Origin of the sequence: Sporosarcina sp. P37 (assembly GCF_002109365.1) — a bacterium.
In the GTDB taxonomy this organism is placed as follows: Bacteria; Bacillota; Bacilli; order Bacillales_A; family Planococcaceae; genus Sporosarcina.
On sequence record NZ_CP015349.1, the window covers coordinates 1,015,920 to 1,033,068 of the forward strand.

Genomic DNA, 17,149 nt, shown 5'->3' on the forward strand with positions numbered 1-17,149 from the left:
AATTTATTCACCTTCCATTGATTGTTGGAGCGATTCACGCAACAAGCGAAATTGCTCTGTATAATAGAACGTCCCATACTGCATACCTTTCTGACTGACCGCAAAGAGCAAATTCATGCGGTCTCCTTCCGCCATAGGTAATGTATGCAAACTTTCCAACGGATGCCATTCCAATTCCCCTTCAACGGTTGTCTCCAGCAGTTCACCAGAGTAATCATGCGCAATAAACGTAAAGAGCAGCCATTCGTTAAGCAGTTCTTTTCCTTCATCATCCATGATCATCATCGTATATACACCTTTAAGATGAGGCGCCGCAGCCTGTGCACCTGTTTCTTCTGCAAACTCACGCTGAGCCGCTTCATAGACAGATTCACCTTCGTCTATTTTACCGCCCGGCGCCACATACCAGCCACGTCTCGGTTTCTTCAGCAAAAGGACATGACCATCTTTCACCACGAGTAAATTAGCAATTTTTTGCATATGTAGTTCCCCACTTTTCAAGTATGTATGTATAGTATACAATGGTTTCTTCCAAAACGACAAAAAAAGGGGGCTGTTTACGGAAGTTTATACCGTAAACAGCCACAAAGTTGCTATATTATGAAAAGGGGGGGTGTTACTTCTACTTATTATCCCCGCTTTATATTTCCAGCATATTACATACAGGTTACGAATTCATTACCTGATTATGCTTTAGCCTCAACCTCATCCATCAGCTCTTCAATATACTTCTGAGCTGCCTGTGCCGCGATACTGCCGTCTCCGGTTGCCGTAACTACTTGACGCAGCAATTTTTCACGAACGTCACCCGCCGCATAGATGCCCGGGATTTTCGTTTCCATGATTTCATTCGTCTCGATATAGCCGTTCTCATCCAAGATGCCCAGATCTTTAAATGGCTCTGTCAATGGATCCAGTCCGATATAGACGAACATTCCTTCTGTCTCGAACTCACGCTCTGAACCATCTTCTGTTGACACAAGAGTGACGGAACCGATCTTGCCGTCTTTTTCATTCACTTGCTTTACTGTAGAGTTCCAGATAAAGTCGATCTTTTCGTTCGCGAATGCACGCTCCTGAACGATTTTTTGCGCACGCAATTCATCACGGCGGTGAATGATCGTTACTTTATTGGCAAACCGCGTCAAGTATGAACCTTCTTCAACTGCAGAGTCTCCTCCGCCAATTACGACGATATCTTTATTGCGGAAGAACGCACCGTCACATACTGCACAATAACTTACGCCGCGGCCTGTCAATTCTTCCTCACCCGGAACACCGATCTTTCGGTAGTCCGCGCCTGTTGATAAAATGATAGCGCGCGCTTTATAAGTTTTCTCGCCTACGTAAATGGTCTTGAATTCACGGCCGTCTTCAATTTTCGTTACGTCACCGTAAGCATATTCTGCCCCGAATCGCTTCGCATGTTCAAACATTTTCGTTGAGATATCCGGACCGAGAATACTTTCAAATCCCGGATAGTTCTCGATTTCTTCGGTATTAGCCATTTGACCGCCCGGCATGCCTCTTTCCAGCATCAAAGTAGACATATTTCCGCGTGCTGTATACACAGCCGCTGTCATTCCGGCAGGCCCTGCCCCTACAATAATTACGTCATAGATTTTATCTTCTGTTGTCATTGCAGTTATTCCTCCTTCAATATATATACCTGTATTTTGTTCTTTCACTACAGGCTTCGTTCCGCTTGCTGCAAAGCATATCACTACTTAAAATCGTACGAGAATTCCCGGTCATTTTCAACTTAAATGCAACATCTGTTTCCGATTCACTCCTCTGTATAAGGCAGAAACTGCAACAATTCCTTCACATACTTAGAAAGCGTTGAAACTGATACTTGATATTGTTCTGCAAGAGACTTCTTTGTCACACTTTCATCGTGCGAAGCCTGGAACATATAATCTGCAGCCGCCGCAATCGCCTGAACGTTGCTGAACGCATATTGCTTTTCCAGTGCGTTTTCACATAATGTGAACCACATCTGAAACAGCTGCACTCCTTGCTCATCAAGCGGTTTATATTGTTCATAAAGCAAATCGCAAATTGCCAGGGCTTTTTGCAGCGCTTTCTCAAAAGCATCTTCCGCTTTGAATGAATACTCCAGACTGTGTGCCAGAAACAGCTGCTCCGCCGCGCTCAATTCTTCCACGTTAATATAGCCGGGATGTGAGAGTATCTCCTGCAAATGCGAGGACTTTCCCACCAAATATAAACCGAACATTCTCTCACTGCGGTATGGATTGGATATCTTTTCAATCAGAAACGGTACATTCTCTTCAAAGGAATCTGAATCGAGTGCAGCATCGGCTGATCTCCACGGCTCAAAGCCCTCTTTCGTGGGATCCATCTCCAGAAGCTTTTCGTATGCCTGCTCTGCTATTTTACGGTTTCCTGTAAAATAGGCAGCATTCGCCAGCCAAAAATAATAGCCGATATCGCCTTCAAAACCGCGTTTTTGCAGACTGCGCAGCCAATGATATGCTTCTTCATAACGGCCGATCAGCGCAAACGTAGCGCCCAGTTTATAGCGCTGTTCAAATTGATACGGCTTTATTTTGGATAAAAGATTCATCATACGCTTCAGGCGTTCATGATCTTTACGGTAATAAAAGAATACCGCCAAATTGCACAGCGCATGGATATTCCCTTTTTCTTCGCGCAGCACATCATACAGAATATCTTCTGCATGCTGTTCTTCGCCGATATAGAAATACGCAAGTGCCAGATTGTTGTGAACGGCCCAGGTTTTTGGATAGTCCAGCAATAATTTCTCCAGCACAGCAATTGCTTCCTTAAAGTCTCCCTGCTCCATCATTCGGCGTGCTTTCTCTTGTACGAACAGCACTTCACCGTCTAGCTGTTCCCCTTCTTCAAGGAACATCTCTTCCTGATCGGCAAATTCTGAGATCTCGTGTGCTTCTTCCACGAACAGGCCGTCCGGTGCCATTTCCACATACTTCAGGGCATATTGTTTCGCTTCACGCAGCAAACCAAGATGCGCGTGAACTTCCGCTAAATAGAAGGTCGTTTCTTCATTGTCCGGATCCAGATCATCTGCGGTCTGCAGCAGCTCATACGCATCCTCGAATCGTCCGACTTCCATGATGAACACGCCATACTCCATATGAGTCAGTGCATCGTCGGGATTCAGATCCAGCGCACGCTTATAATATTTTTCCGCGTCAGAAAACTGTTCGCGCTGCATCGCTTGCATTGCGCGTTTGCGATAAAAATCACCGTCAGGCAGAAATGATATAATTTTATCTTTTGGTAATCGTTGGTTATTTTTCAATCGAACTCCTCCGAAAAAGTAAGAGGAACGCACTGGACGTTCCTCTTTGCAATCTATCCTCTAGTATAGCACAACTGTGTGTCACGTCATTCATTTGCTTTTCGCAATTCACGTTCTGCCATTTCTTCGGCTGTATAAATAATTTTCACAGGATTTCCTCCGGCAAATGCCCCCGCTGGAATATCCCGGTTAACGAGTGAAGCCGCAGAGACAATCGCACCGTCGCCAATTTTGATACCGGGAAGGATCGTCGTATTGGCCCCGATCAATACATTATTGCCAATTTCCACATCACCGATCCGGTATTCATCAATTAGGTATTCATGCGCCAAAATCGTCGTATTAAAGCCGATAATGGAGTTTTCTCCGACAGTAATCCGTTCAGGAAACATGACATCCGGCACGACCATCAGCGCAAATGCTGTATGCTTGCCGACTTTCATGCGCAAAAACAGCCGGTAGAGAACATTTTTCCATGAAACGATTGGTGTATACCGGGCAATCTGGATTACGATAAAATTCTTCGCTACTTTACCTATCGAGACAGTACGGTAAATATGCCAAAGGGAATTCGCCTCCCCTTTGGAAGGATGCCGTTCAGTGCGTCTCATAGCTTAATTCCTGCAGTCAGCTTCAATAAGTCAGACATATAGCGCAGCATATAGTCAGGCTTAAATGTCTGCAAATAACTTTCTCCTTTTAACGCCCATGCGACCGCCGCAGTCCGTACGCCTGCATTTTGCCCGCCCAATATATCATGAAAATTATCCCCGATCATCAGCGATTCCTCCGGCGTACTTCCAAGGCGTTCCAGTGCCAATAAGATCGGCTCTGGATCCGGCTTCGGATTCGTAATATCATCCAGGCCGATCACCGTTTCAAAGTACGGCGCAATTCCAAGCAGACCGATACCTCTTTCCACCATGTCGCGCTTTTTAGTAGAAACAACGGCCATCTTCAGACCAAGATCGTATAATTTGCGAAGCGTATCTGTAACACCTTCAAATTCCGTAATATATGCATCGTGATTAGCTATATTCCATTTTCGATATTCATCGATTAATTGATCTGTTTTGTCCGGAGCGATCGATGAAAAGGTATCATACAATGTAGGTCCGATGAACGGCAGCATGTCTTCCCGCTGAAAACGTCCTGGAAAATGATGATCCAGCACATGCTGGAAAGAAGAAAGGATTAATTCATTTGTATCTGCCAGCGTTCCATCGAAATCAAATAATAATGTGGTAATCGGTTGATTAGTCAACAACAGCTTCCTCCTTCTCGTGCGGCCGCTTCCACAACACACTCACTGACAAAGTCAGCGCAATTGCAGTCACAAGCCGGATGATCAATAATGGCCAAATCGGTATACCGAGCGGCAGGAATAATAGTGTATCCTCAATAACTGCGTGGCATGCCATCAGGAAAATGAAAGCCAGTGTAATATCGCGCTTTGACACACCGTCTTCCCGAACCGCCTGAATCATGACGCCGGCCCCATATGCAAGCCCAATTAATATGCCCGCCACCAAAGTCATCGACGCATTTGGCTTCACACCGATCAGTTTCGTAAACGGTGCCAAACTATTTGATAAACGATCCAAATAATTGCGGTCTTTCACAAACTGCACAAACAGCATCAGCGGAATCACAATCATCGCAAGCTGCAACACACCAAAAGCCGCCTTTTCCAAACCGAGCAGGAATATTTGGACAAACCCTTCCGGAACAGCTTGCGCTTGAGGTGTCAGTCCATATTGTGCAATTTCAGAACCGCCTGTCCAAAACAGATTGATGATGATGCCTGCCAGCGCAGCGAGTCCGAGGCGTACGGCAAGCACCAGCCATAACTTGACTCCTACTTTAATCGCAACGGCTGTTTCGATGAACAGATTATGCGCAAAGCTGATCATCATCGCAATAATGAATACTTCTTTAACTGTTAATTCTAATGAAATGATGCCGGCAATTCCGGCGTATAAGTTCAGCGTATTTCCAAGCACAATCGGCACTGCCGCTTCGCCGCGCAAACCAAAAACTTGCATGAGCGGCTCAATCAGCTGCACTAGCCAGGGCAGGACCGGTGTGAATTGCAATATGGTTACGAGTAAGGTGATAGGAAAAATAATTTTACCAAGCGACCATGTTGTCTTCAGTCCCACCTGCAGGCCGTCTTTCATTGTGCTGGAGAGTGCAATATTATTTCTGTCTGTCATCGTAATTCTCTTGTACTTTCATTACATAACGCCGATACAGCAAGATCGCAAGCCCTATCACAACACCTGCGACGGATACCATTTGCGCCGCACGCAGACTGCCGATGACATACAGGCTGTCTGTTCGCATGCCTTCAATGAAGAATCGTCCGATGGAATACCAGATAACATAAAATAAAAAGACTTCCCCGCGCTTCATTTTCAGCACTCTGCGGATTACCAGTATGAGAATGAGTCCAACCACATTCCACAGTGACTCATAAAGAAATGTAGGATGATAGGTTACGCCTTCAATCGTCATTTGATTCATAATCCAATCCGGAATGATGGTGTTTTCTTTAAATGCTTCCGAAACCGGTCCGCCATGTGCTTCCTGATTCATAAAATTGCCCCAGCGTCCGATAATTTGACCAATCAACAAACCGGGTGCTGTAATGTCCGCAACTTTCCAAAACGAGACGCCCCGCTTTTTACAGAATATTGCTGCAGTAATTACGGCCCCAATCAGCGCACCGTGTATCGCGATTCCGCCGTTCCAAATCTGAATGATCTGTCCGGGATGTTCCCGATAAAAATCCCAAGTGAAAATGACGTAATAAATCCTTGCACTGATGATGGAAATCGGAATGGCCCAAATGAGCATGTCCGTCAGAAAGTCCGGGTGCATCCCGCGCTTCAGCATTTCACGCTGAACCACCATAAAACCTAATATAATCCCAAGGGCAATCAGAATACCGTACCAGCGAATTTCTAAGCTGCCGATACTGACCGCGACAGGATTGATTGCTAACATTGATACATTCACTTAGTCGCGCCCCTTTTCCATCAATAGTTCTGCATTGTCTGCGATCGCTTGATCCAAACGCTTGGTAAATTCCTCTGCCGCATTAAACCCAAGACGTTTCATTCGATAATCCATGGCAGCCACTTCGATGATGACCGCAATGTTCCGGCCCGGTCTGACCGGCACTGACAGACGTGTAATTTGCGAATCCAGTATTTCTACCTTTTCTTCATCGATGCCTAGACGGTCATAATGTTTTTTCTCGTCCCAGATTTCTAAATCGACCGCCAGCAATACCCGCTTATCGTCTTTCACCGCACTCGCTCCGAACAGCGTCATCAAATCAATAATGCCGACCCCGCGAATTTCCAGCATATGTTTCAGCAGCTTCGGTGACGTTCCAATCAGCACATTATCGGACACTTGGCGTATTTCAACTGAATCATCCGCTACCAGTCTATGCCCTTTTTTAATAAGTTCTAACGCCGTTTCACTTTTACCGACTCCGCTGCCGCCCGTAATCAGGACACCGACACCGTAGACATCCACCAGTACGCCATGGACTGTCGTCATCGGTGCGAGCTGACCGACCAGATAGTTTGTCAGCATGCCGGAAAATTGTGTAGTCTTATAATCCGTACGCAAAACAGGAATGTTTTTCTCTTCCGCCAGCTGGCTTAATTCCTTCGGTCCTTCCTCACCATGCGCGATAATGAAGGCAGGTGTATCATGCGAACAAAGCCGTTCCAGCCGTTTTCTCCGCGTAATGGCCGGCAATGTTTCCAGGAAAGACATTTCCTTGCGGCCGATCAACTGCACACGTTCTGCAGGGTAGTAATCAAAATAGCCGGCCATTTCAAGACCCGGCCGTGAAATATCGCTCATGTGGACTTGCCTGTGAATACCCTCATGCCCCGCAATCAATTCAAGACCAAAACGGTTCATAATATCTTCTACTGTTAATTCACCCATGAAGTTCCTCACTTTCTACTGCAATGTACATATTTTTTATATTTTATGCTAAAACAGGCTGCCTGCGTTGGCAGTCCGCATTCACCATCTATTTTACCATGAAGGAAACGAAAAGAAATGGATTACTCTTTGGGCTGACCGCCTTTTTGTATCCTTCTTCGATTCCTTCTCTATATAAAGGATAAAGGAGAGTGGACAAAATTGACACTAATCATTCTTGATGCAGGCCATGGCCCCGATACACCCGGCAAACGGACACCCGACGGAAAGATGCGGGAATTTCATTTCAATTCAGCAGTAGCTGCCCTCACAGGAGATTTTTTAACAAAGGAAGGTGTTACGGTTCGTTTTGCACATGAATCCTCCCGCGATGTGCCGCTAAGCGAACGGACTGCACTGGCCAACCGGCTGCAGGCCGATGCCTTCGTCTCGATCCACGCCAATGCTTTCGGCAGCGGCTGGAGCACAGCACAAGGAATTGAGACATTCATTTATCCGCAGGCAAGCACAAGTTCCGCCGCACTGGCATCATCTGTGCAAAAAGCACTGATCTCCGCCTGCCGAAGACCGGACCGCGGCGTAAAGAAAGCCGACTTTGCTGTACTGCGAGATACGACTATGCCCGCTATTCTCGCTGAATGCGGCTTCATGTCTCACCAGACAGAAGCCGCCCTGCTGCAAAACAAAACCTATCAGCTGCAATGTGCGAGAGCGATTGCATTCGGAATTTTGTGCTGGGATTATGGCAGGTGAAATAAAGTGAGTTTGGTAAGGAGGATCGGAGGTGTATTTGTGCATTGAGCTTCTGCTGCAGACGGGTAATGAGCGGTTGCGTTGGATGTATGAGCGGTTATCTTGGGATATAGAGCGCTTGATGCAATGGTATGAGCGCTTGACGAATGGGTAAGAGCGGTTACACAGCAGCTATGAGCGGGTGACACGGACGTATGAGCGGTTGCCTTGGAGTATAGAGCGCTCGCCGAAAGGGTATGAGCGCTTGACGAACAGTTAAGAGCGGTTACGCAGCAGCTATGAGCGGGTAACACGGACGTATGAGCGGTTTGGCCTGTTTCCCTCCCATAATTTTCCCAATCCAATAACAGCCATCGCTAACATTGATCAGCGCCCCCCCTTCACTGCCACCAAACAAACCAAAAAACACCTGTATCGCCGAAAATGGCGGTACAGGTGTTTTTTATGATGTCATGACATATCGACAGAGTTATAGCGGACTAGTACGGAGCCTGTTTTCGACTCGCCTGTAATATGCAGCGGCGGTTTCGTTTCATCTTCCGTGTTCTTGCTGAAGCGAATGGTGCGGTGCAGGAACTGCTCCTGTTCCTCTACGCGGGATACATCTTTCAGCTGCAGATCGAGCTTCCCCATATTGGATGTAATTTCACCTTTCACGCTCAATGAAGAAGGGAAATACATTTCGACTGCGCCACTGATAGACTTGGCTTCCAGGCTTCTTGCGTGTAGTGAGGTAGTAGTAAGAGTGACATTGCCATTTAATGATTTGGCATCTACTTCATTCACTTCTCCATCGACATACACGCGCCCGTTCAAGGTTTCAGCTTCCAGTTTGTCACCGGTCACTTTCAATAAACGGACCATTCCGTTAGCGGTTTCGAGTTCTGCTTCTTCAAATGTTGTGTCAGCACATTCAATTTTTCCATTGGCTGTTTTAATGCGCAAATCCTTAAAACCGACTCCTTCAGCCGAACAGCCGCCGTTCAATAAACGGACGGACAGTTTATCGTACATTTTCCCGGCCGGCACGTATAACTGAACATTTACCTGCAGCATTTTCAAGTCACTGCCGATACGCAGTTTATTGCCGTCTTTAACAAACAATAACTTATCAAGGAAATGGCTGAGTGCCTCTGCTTCGGAATCATTATTGAAATGCTTTACGGAGAACTTCGCCATGATTTCCTCATCTTCTGAAGGATGCAGTTCAACAGTTCCGTGATCGATATGAATGATCAGTTCTTCCACGTCTTCCGCAGATTTCTTTTCCGTATGTGTAAAGGAGACTGATTTGCTGAATGGTGCTTCGAAATCGAACTCTTTCACACGGTGTACGGCTGTATCCATGAATTGCATGAAACGGTCGCCTGCTGTCATGAATTCTTTACGGATATCTTCAAAAAAGTCATCAGCTGAAGAACTTTCTTCAGGTTTTTCCTGATCTGGCTGTTTGCTCATCGCTTCCAGCAGCCGTAATGCTTCATCCGCTGTAATTTTTCCTTCTTCGAGCAGCGTAAGTATTCGTGTGCGTTCATTTTGCATTTCCGGATTCCTCCTCGTTTTGAACAATCTTTTCAGTACCTGTCTATTTATACGGTTAAGCAGAAAGAAAGTTTCATTTTCTGCTTTTTCCCGCTTTTTCGATTTGTTCTTTCATCCGGTGCCGGTCTCTCTCCAGTATCGTGCGTAAATACTTTCCTGTATAAGAGGCTGGTACTTCTGCCACTTCTTCCGGTGTGCCGACTGCGATGATTTCTCCGCCCTTATCTCCGCCTTCAGGTCCAATATCGATAATGTGATCAACCGTTTTAATTACATCCAAATTATGTTCGATGACGAGAACGGTATTTCCTCCATCAACAAGGCGCTGAAGTACTTCGAGTAACTTGGCGATGTCATGAACATGCAGCCCTGTCGTCGGCTCATCCAGTATATAAAACGACTTGCCGGTCGAACGTTTATGCAGCTCGGAAGCAAGCTTGACCCGCTGTGCTTCACCGCCCGACAGCGTAGTCGCAGGCTGGCCTAATTTTATATAGCCTAGCCCCACATCGACAATCGTTTGCAGTTTACGGCTGATTTTCGGGATATTCTCGAAAAACACTGCCGCTGTTTCAACTGTCATCTCCAGCACGTCCGCAATATTCTTTCCTTTATATTGCACTTCAAGTGTTTCGCGGTTATAACGTTTGCCGTGACATACTTCGCACGGCACATAGACGTCAGGAAGGAAATGCATTTCGATTTTAATGATTCCATCCCCACGGCATGCTTCACAGCGGCCGCCTTTTACGTTAAAGCTGAAACGTCCTTTTTTATAGCCGCGGACTTTTGCTTCATTGGTCATCGCGAAGACATCGCGGATATCATCAAAGACGCCTGTATACGTGGCGGGATTTGACCGCGGAGTCCGGCCGATCGGTGACTGGTCAATATCGATTACTTTTTCCAGATGCTCAACCCCGCTGATGCTGTCGTATTTCCCGGGCTTCTGTTTGGAACGGTTCAGTTTCTGCGCCAATGTTCTATGCAGGATATCATTGACGAGTGTACTTTTACCCGAACCCGAAACACCTGTCACAGCGATAAACTGCCCGAGCGGGAACTCCGCATCAATATGTTTCAGGTTGTTTTCTGAAGCGCCTTTGACTACTATGCTGCGCTCATCTCGCGGTCTGCGTTCAATTGGAAGCGGAATGAATTTCTTGCCGCTTAAATATTGTCCAGTCAATGATTTCTTATTCTTCATCACCTTGGCCGGTGTGCCTGCAGCAACTATTTCACCGCCCGCCACGCCTGCACCAGGGCCTACGTCAATTAAATAGTCAGCCGCCATCATCGTATCTTCATCATGTTCCACCACAATCAGTGTATTGCCAATATCGCGCATGTTTTGCAGGGTTCCTATCAGCCGGTCATTATCGCGCTGATGCAGTCCGATTGACGGTTCATCCAAAATATAAAGAACACCTGTCAAACGGGAGCCGATTTGTGTGGCCAGACGGATACGCTGCGCTTCCCCGCCGGACAATGTGCCTGCAGAACGGGACAGGTTCAAGTAGTCCAGTCCGACGTTCACCAGGAAGCCCAGCCGTTCCTGAATTTCTTTCAGAATCATGTCAGCAATTTGCGCGTCTTTCTCAGACAGCTTTAATTGGTCAAAGAACTTCGTCGTCTCGACAATTGAGCGTTCAGTTATTTTACCGATATGCTGTCCGTCAACCAGCACCGAAAGAGACTCAGGCTTCAAACGGTATCCTGTACAGGAAGGACAGGCCCGCTCGGTCATATATTTGCTCATCTGCTCACGGATATAATCAGACGATGTTTCATGATAACGGCGCTCTACGTTGCGTAAAACTCCTTCAAAATAAATATCACTGTCACGTGTATTGCCGAATTCATTGGTGTAGCGGAACCGGATTTTCTCTTTGCTTGAACCTTTTAATAACTTCTCCAGATCCGAATCAGCCAGTTCACTGACCGGCACATCCATCGGAATTTTATAATGCTTCGCAACGGTCTTTAACAGTTCCGGATAATATTGAGAACTTGTCGGTTCCCATGGGGCGACTGCATGCTCCTTTAATGACAGGTCACTGTTCGGAATGACCAGGTCCGGATCGACTTCAAGTTTCATGCCGAGCCCGTCACACTCTGGACATGCTCCGAACGGACTGTTGAATGAAAACATGCGGGGTTCCAGTTCCCCGATGGAGAATCCGCAGATCGGACATGCATGGTGCTCACTGAAAAACAGTTCCTCTTCCCCGATTACGTCCACCAGAACATTACCGTCAGCGAGCCGCAAAGCGGATTCAAGCGAGTCACTGAGCCGTGTCTCAACGCCTTCTTTCATGACGATCCGGTCAATGACAATTTCAATTGTGTGCTTCTTGTTTTTATCCAGGTCGATATTGTCGTCAAGGTCAATCGTTTCACCATTGACCCGCACACGCACATACCCCTGTCTTTTAATATCTTCAAACAGCTTCGCATGCGTCCCTTTACGTTCGGAAATGATAGGCGCCAAAATTTGAATTCTCGTACGCTCCGGCAATTCCATCACACGGTCCACCATCTGCTGAATTGTCTGTGTGGAGATTTCTATGCCGTGATACGGACAATGCGGTTTCCCCACTCTTGCATACAGCAGGCGCAAGTAGTCATAAATCTCCGTCACCGTTCCTACTGTCGAACGCGGATTTTTACTGGTAGTTTTCTGGTCGATGGAAATCGCCGGAGACAGTCCTTCAATGGAATCCACATCCGGCTTATCCATCTGTCCAAGGAACTGGCGGGCATATGCAGACAACGACTCTACGTAGCGGCGCTGTCCTTCCGCGTAGATCGTATCAAAAGCCAATGAAGACTTCCCTGACCCCGATAAACCGGTGAGTACAACTAATTGGTCCCGGGGTATTTTGACGGTAATGTCTCTCAGGTTATTCGCTCTCGCTCCTTGTATTATCAATTCTTTATTTTTCATAAGGACTCTACCTTTCTGCCTTCAGTTCTATTACGGTATCGCGTAACTCTGCAGCTCTTTCGAAGTCCAAAGCTTTCGCTGCTTCTTTCATTTCTTTTTCTAATTTCACCAGCAATAAGCCCTTTTCGTCTTTTGACAGCTTCTTGCCTTCTGTCACGCGCTGCAAATAGGATTCCGTTTCTTCCGCCACTTGCGTCGCACGAATCGCTTCGCGGATTGGTTTGATAATGGTCGTTGGTGTGATGCCATGTTCTTCATTATAGGCAAGCTGGATTTCCCGGCGGCGTTCTGTTTCTCTAATTGCCTTTTGCATGGAATCGGTCATTTTATCTGCATACATAATGACGCGTCCTTCCGAGTTCCGCGCTGCCCGGCCAATCGTCTGAATCAGAGCGCGCTCTGAACGCAAGAACCCTTCTTTGTCCGCATCCAAAATTGCCACCAATGATACTTCCGGTATATCGATTCCTTCACGCAATAAGTTGATTCCAATCAAGACATCATACGTCCCGATGCGCAGTTCCCGGATAATTTCTGTCCGCTCAAGCGTCTTGACGTCAGAATGGAGATACTGCACTTTGATGCCGATGTCTTTTAAGTAGTCCGACAGATCCTCTGACATTTTCTTGGTCAGCGTCGTGATCAGCACCCGTTCATTGTGCTCGATGCGCAACTGAATTTCGTCCAGCAGATCATCGATTTGTCCTTCGATCGGCCGCACCTCAATAATCGGATCCAGCAAACCTGTCGGACGTATAATCTGCTCGACCATTTCATCTGTATGCTCGATTTCATAAGGGCCCGGCGTAGCGGAAATATACATCGCCTGTTTGATATGGTCTTCAAACTCTTCAAACATCAGCGGCCGGTTATCAAGAGCGGATGGCAGACGGAAACCGTGCTCCACCAGCACTTTTTTACGTGCCTGGTCGCCGTTGTACATACCGCGGATTTGCGGCAACGAAACGTGACTTTCATCGACTACGATCAGGAAGTCATCCGGAAAATAATCCAGCAGTGTGTATGGCGTCGCACCCGCTTCACGCAATGTTAAATGTCTGGAATAGTTCTCGATGCCGGAACAGAAACCCATCTCCCGCATCATCTCCAGATCATAGCGCGTCCGCTGCTCCAGACGCTGCGCTTCCAGCAGCTTATCGTTGTCACGCAAATATTTAAGCTGTTCTTCTAATTCAATTTCTATATTTTCAATAGCCTTCAATAATTTCTCTTCACGCGTAACGAAGTGGGATCCCGGGAAAATCGCCACATGATCACGGTCTCCAATCACTTCACCTGTTAAGGCGTCAACTTCCCGGATACGCTCGATTTCATCCCCGAAAAACTCCAGGCGGATACAGCGCTCATCCCGTGATACCGGAAATACTTCGACTACATCTCCTCTTACACGGAAAGTACCGCGTGTGAAATTGATGTCGTTGCGCTCGTATTGGATATCTACCAGTGTCCGCAGCAGTTCATTGCGCGGGATCTCCATGCCTTTGCGCAGCGAAAAAACCATTTCGTTATATTCTTCCGGCGAACCGAGACCGTAAATACATGATACCGATGCGACTATCAGTACATCATTGCGTTCAAATAACGCACTGGTTGCTGAGTGGCGCAGTTTATCGATTTCATCATTGATGGAAGAATCCTTTTCAATGAATGTATCCGTCTGCGGCACATATGCTTCTGGCTGATAAAAGTCGTAGAAGCTGACAAAGTATTCCACCGCATTATCGGGGAAAAACTCCTTGAATTCACTATATAATTGACCGGCCAGCGTTTTATTGTGAGCGATGACCAGTGTTGGTTTGTTAATTTCCGTCAGTACATTGGAAACGGTAAATGTCTTTCCAGTTCCCGTCGCACCGAGCAAGGTTTGATGCTTTTTACCTTCTTTTATTCCGCTGACAAGGCTTGCGATCGCTTTCGGCTGATCTCCCTGCGGCGTATATGGTGCCTGCAATTGAAATGTTTCGTTCAAATGTTTCCACTCCTATTCTTGAACACCTGATCCTTCTATTTTACCACATCCGGCGCTATTTCTAAAGAAATAACGAACGTACGTTTTAAACGAATCATATTATGTATTGTATTGTACCCGTAACCGGCTGAAAGAAACTTCCCGCGGCGGTATGCAGCACATAAAAAAACACTGCCTGAATTTTCTTCAGACAGCGTGCAGTAATAGATTATTTTGATTTCAGTTCATAACTTTGTTCTTTTGTAAATTCAATCAGTTGCTGTGTATACAGGTTGAATGCTTCTTCATCGTTTCGATCCAACGCATCGTCGATCAATTCCATGATTCTCGTTTGCGTTTGTTCCCAGTGAATATGTTGCAGAAACAGATCCCAATAGATTTCATTCAGCAGCTTTTCCGCTTGGAGAGAAGTGCTGTTATTACCTACCGCTTTCAAAAATTCAGCATATGAGTTGTTATTATTCATCTCTCTCACCCCTGATACCTTTTAGTAATTATATATGCAACTGAACTACAAATGCAACAGCTTTTTAACTATTCTAACTTTTGAATCACTTTACCCTGACTGAACAATCTTTTTACTAGGCAGATATATTCAGACAATTCCGTCACTGAAATGAAATAGTAAACGAAGTGATCAAACTTTCATAATCTCTTATATTTCTCTTACTTGCTCTTTCGTCAATCGAATCGTAGCTTCCCCGATAATGACCGCGATAAGAGCAATCAGTACCGGCGTTATGCCCGGTCCATATAGAGGCAGAGCTGCTGCCAGCAGAATAACCGCCTGCAGCCAGATTAACTTCCTCACTAACGATCGGACGGCTCTGATTTGAGACTTTTCCTGTTCTTCCGGATACAGTTGATCCATCGTAAATTCGACGCCGCTTTCAAGTGCCAGGATGAGCTGCACTGCGGTTGCAAATGCGAGAGCTCCTACGAAGATGAAAGATACAATCGGCAGCGGAATCAGAAATGCGCCGAGAGCGGACAGTGCAGTTAACCTGAGCCACAGCCAAAACGTATCGTCCGTCCGAATGAACGTCCGGACAACCAGATAATTCTGGACATCGCGGCGCCTGAAAGTGGAGCGTTTCATCACGAATTTCAGCCAGCTTCGTTTACTGACCGACCCGACCAGATGCGGAACTTCAGTGAAATAATTAGCAAACCGATAGAAACGCATCATACGGTTCTGCTCCAATTCTATAAACTGTTCATATGGAAACGGAAAGCGTTCGGCCTGTTTGTCCCAAAACTTCGCATATAGAATCGCTGCCGCTATTCCGATGATCACGACAACCGGACTCCAGGTAAGTCCAAAGTAAATCGTTAGAAATGCCAAAACAAAACGAATTACGCGGTCAGTCCAGATAAAGTTGTCATTTGCAATTCGGACATTATACTCTGTCCCTACAAATAAACCTTTGCCAGCAATTATTAGCAGCACTACAAGGAGATAATCAACCCCTGTGCCGACTTCTGTAGCTTTCAATAAAGGAAGTGCCACTACCATGGCAATCAGCGGCAATGGCAGCTGTGAGAATGCAGACCATGTCAATGAACGTTTCATATAATTGGGCAGCTGATTCTCCAGCGGCAGAAAGAAAACGATGTCAGCCGGTTTAAGCAACGTCGTCGGTGCAGCTTTCATGAGCAGTAAAGCAATAATCACGGACACAATCAGTGCGGAAGGGAACGTCGCGGGCACTTCTTTCAGCCATTCACTGTACGCATAGCCCCCCGCTCCAATCGCGAACATGAAGACGATAGCCAAATGCCCAGTGAATACATAGCGCATATATTTCTGCAGCTCATTGACGTAATGAAAAAACCGCTGCCCCCAAATATCATGCATGTTGTTCATGATCAGTTTCCTCAGTCATCGCGATATATAAGTCGTCAAGTGTCGCATCTGGGCGTCCGAATGCTCTCCGCAGATCATCCATCGTTCCGTTCGCACGCACACGGCCTTCATGCAGCAGAATAATGCGGTCGCAATACTTCTCTGCCGTCGCCAATACGTGTGTCGACATTAAAATAGAAGCTCCCGCATTTTTCCGTTCTATGATTTGATCCAGCAGCGCACGAATAGCCAACGGATCCAGACCTACGAATGGCTCATCAATAATATATAATTTCGGTTCCACAAGAAATGCGCACATGATCATGACTTTCTGCCGCATACCTTTAGAGAAGTGGGCAGGAAACCATTTCAAACGTTTTTCCATGCGGAATTCTTTCAGCAGTTGTTCTGTGCGAATTTCAAATTGCTGCTTGTCCAGCCCGTATGCCATTGCAGTCAGCTCTAAATGTTCCTGCAGCGTCAGTTCTTCGTATAATACCGGTGTTTCAGGAATATAACTGAATGATTGGCGATATTGTGCTTTGTCGCTGAACGTCGCACCATTGATTTTGATGGTTCCCTGCAATGGGTTCATCACGCCGATAATATGTTTGATTGTCGTACTTTTACCTGCGCCATTCAGACCAATCAAGCCGACCAATTCTCCTTCTTCTATCTGGAATGAAAGGTCATGCAAAACTGGTTTGCGCGTATAACCGCCTGTTACATGTTCTAGTTCTAGGATTGCCATTCTATTTCCTCCTGTCTTCTGTTTTATTTTAGCAAAGA

General features: G+C 46.3%; 16 protein-coding genes. 2 read left to right on the plus strand and 14 right to left on the minus strand.

Annotated features, from left to right (window positions below):
- Positions 1-3 precede the first annotated feature (3 nt).
- The 8 genes from SporoP37_RS05350 to hprK form a co-directional block, all read right to left on the minus strand.
- Positions 4-480 carry an 8-oxo-dGTP diphosphatase gene (locus SporoP37_RS05350; protein WP_081242696.1) on the minus strand — a complete coding sequence of 159 codons (477 nt, stop codon included), beginning with the start codon at positions 478-480 and terminating at the stop codon, positions 4-6.
- Between the two features lie 206 nt (positions 481-686).
- A complete protein-coding gene (gene trxB, locus SporoP37_RS05355) occupies positions 687-1,640 on the minus strand; it encodes a thioredoxin-disulfide reductase (protein ID WP_081242697.1) in 954 nt (317 codons plus the stop codon).
- Between the two features lie 146 nt (positions 1,641-1,786).
- Complete coding sequence (locus tag SporoP37_RS05360; RefSeq protein ID WP_081242698.1) at positions 1,787-3,310, minus strand: tetratricopeptide repeat protein; 1,524 nt, start codon at positions 3,308-3,310, stop codon at positions 1,787-1,789.
- Between the two features lie 86 nt (positions 3,311-3,396).
- Positions 3,397-3,921, minus strand: coding sequence for an acyltransferase (locus SporoP37_RS05365; protein WP_085430459.1), 525 nt, complete (start codon positions 3,919-3,921; stop codon positions 3,397-3,399).
- Positions 3,918-4,574, minus strand: a complete 657-nt coding sequence (gene ppaX, locus SporoP37_RS05370; RefSeq protein WP_081242700.1) for a pyrophosphatase PpaX — start codon at positions 4,572-4,574, stop codon at positions 3,918-3,920. The genes SporoP37_RS05365 and ppaX overlap by 4 nt, the downstream gene beginning before the upstream one ends.
- The gene (locus SporoP37_RS05375; protein WP_085430460.1) at positions 4,567-5,526 is read right to left on the minus strand and encodes a nucleoside recognition domain-containing protein; all 960 of its coding nucleotides are present in this window, start codon (positions 5,524-5,526) and stop codon (positions 4,567-4,569) included. Before SporoP37_RS05375 ends, ppaX begins: the two co-directional genes overlap by 8 nt.
- The gene (gene lgt, locus SporoP37_RS05380; protein ID WP_232329813.1) at positions 5,510-6,331 is read right to left on the minus strand and encodes a prolipoprotein diacylglyceryl transferase; all 822 of its coding nucleotides are present in this window, start codon (positions 6,329-6,331) and stop codon (positions 5,510-5,512) included. The genes SporoP37_RS05375 and lgt overlap by 17 nt, the downstream gene beginning before the upstream one ends.
- On the minus strand, positions 6,332-7,282 hold the full coding sequence (hprK, locus tag SporoP37_RS05385; RefSeq protein WP_081242702.1) for an HPr(Ser) kinase/phosphatase: 951 nt from the start codon (positions 7,280-7,282) through the stop codon (positions 6,332-6,334). It abuts the gene before it with no gap.
- 201 nt (positions 7,283-7,483) lie between these two features.
- Between hprK and SporoP37_RS05390 the strand changes: the two genes are divergently transcribed.
- Positions 7,484-8,035, plus strand: a complete 552-nt coding sequence (locus tag SporoP37_RS05390; RefSeq protein WP_099662785.1) for an N-acetylmuramoyl-L-alanine amidase — start codon at positions 7,484-7,486, stop codon at positions 8,033-8,035.
- 31 nt (positions 8,036-8,066) lie between these two features.
- Positions 8,067-8,189, plus strand: coding sequence for a hypothetical protein (locus tag SporoP37_RS17545; RefSeq protein WP_255414229.1), 123 nt, complete (start codon positions 8,067-8,069; stop codon positions 8,187-8,189).
- Between the two features lie 296 nt (positions 8,190-8,485).
- Here the strand turns inward: SporoP37_RS17545 and SporoP37_RS05395 are convergent, their stop codons facing one another.
- The 6 genes from SporoP37_RS05395 to SporoP37_RS05420 form a co-directional block, all read right to left on the minus strand.
- Entirely contained in the window at positions 8,486-9,577 is a 1,092-nt protein-coding gene (locus SporoP37_RS05395) for a DUF4097 family beta strand repeat-containing protein (RefSeq protein ID WP_085430461.1), read from the minus strand.
- A gap of 73 nt (positions 9,578-9,650) precedes the next feature.
- Entirely contained in the window at positions 9,651-12,524 is a 2,874-nt protein-coding gene (gene uvrA, locus SporoP37_RS05400; RefSeq protein WP_081242706.1) for an excinuclease ABC subunit UvrA, read from the minus strand.
- 7 nt (positions 12,525-12,531) lie between these two features.
- Positions 12,532-14,514 carry an excinuclease ABC subunit UvrB gene (gene uvrB / locus SporoP37_RS05405; protein WP_085430462.1) on the minus strand — a complete coding sequence of 661 codons (1,983 nt, stop codon included), beginning with the start codon at positions 14,512-14,514 and terminating at the stop codon, positions 12,532-12,534.
- Positions 14,515-14,722: 208 nt separating this feature from the next.
- Entirely contained in the window at positions 14,723-14,980 is a 258-nt protein-coding gene (locus SporoP37_RS05410; RefSeq protein WP_081242708.1) for an IDEAL domain-containing protein, read from the minus strand.
- 189 nt (positions 14,981-15,169) lie between these two features.
- Positions 15,170-16,381 (minus strand): ABC transporter permease, encoded by a 1,212-nt coding sequence (locus SporoP37_RS05415; protein WP_085430463.1) that lies wholly within the window; start codon positions 16,379-16,381, stop codon positions 15,170-15,172.
- A complete protein-coding gene (locus SporoP37_RS05420) occupies positions 16,365-17,111 on the minus strand; it encodes an ABC transporter ATP-binding protein (protein ID WP_081242710.1) in 747 nt (248 codons plus the stop codon). Before SporoP37_RS05420 ends, SporoP37_RS05415 begins: the two co-directional genes overlap by 17 nt.
- Between the last annotated feature and the right edge of the window lie 38 nt (positions 17,112-17,149).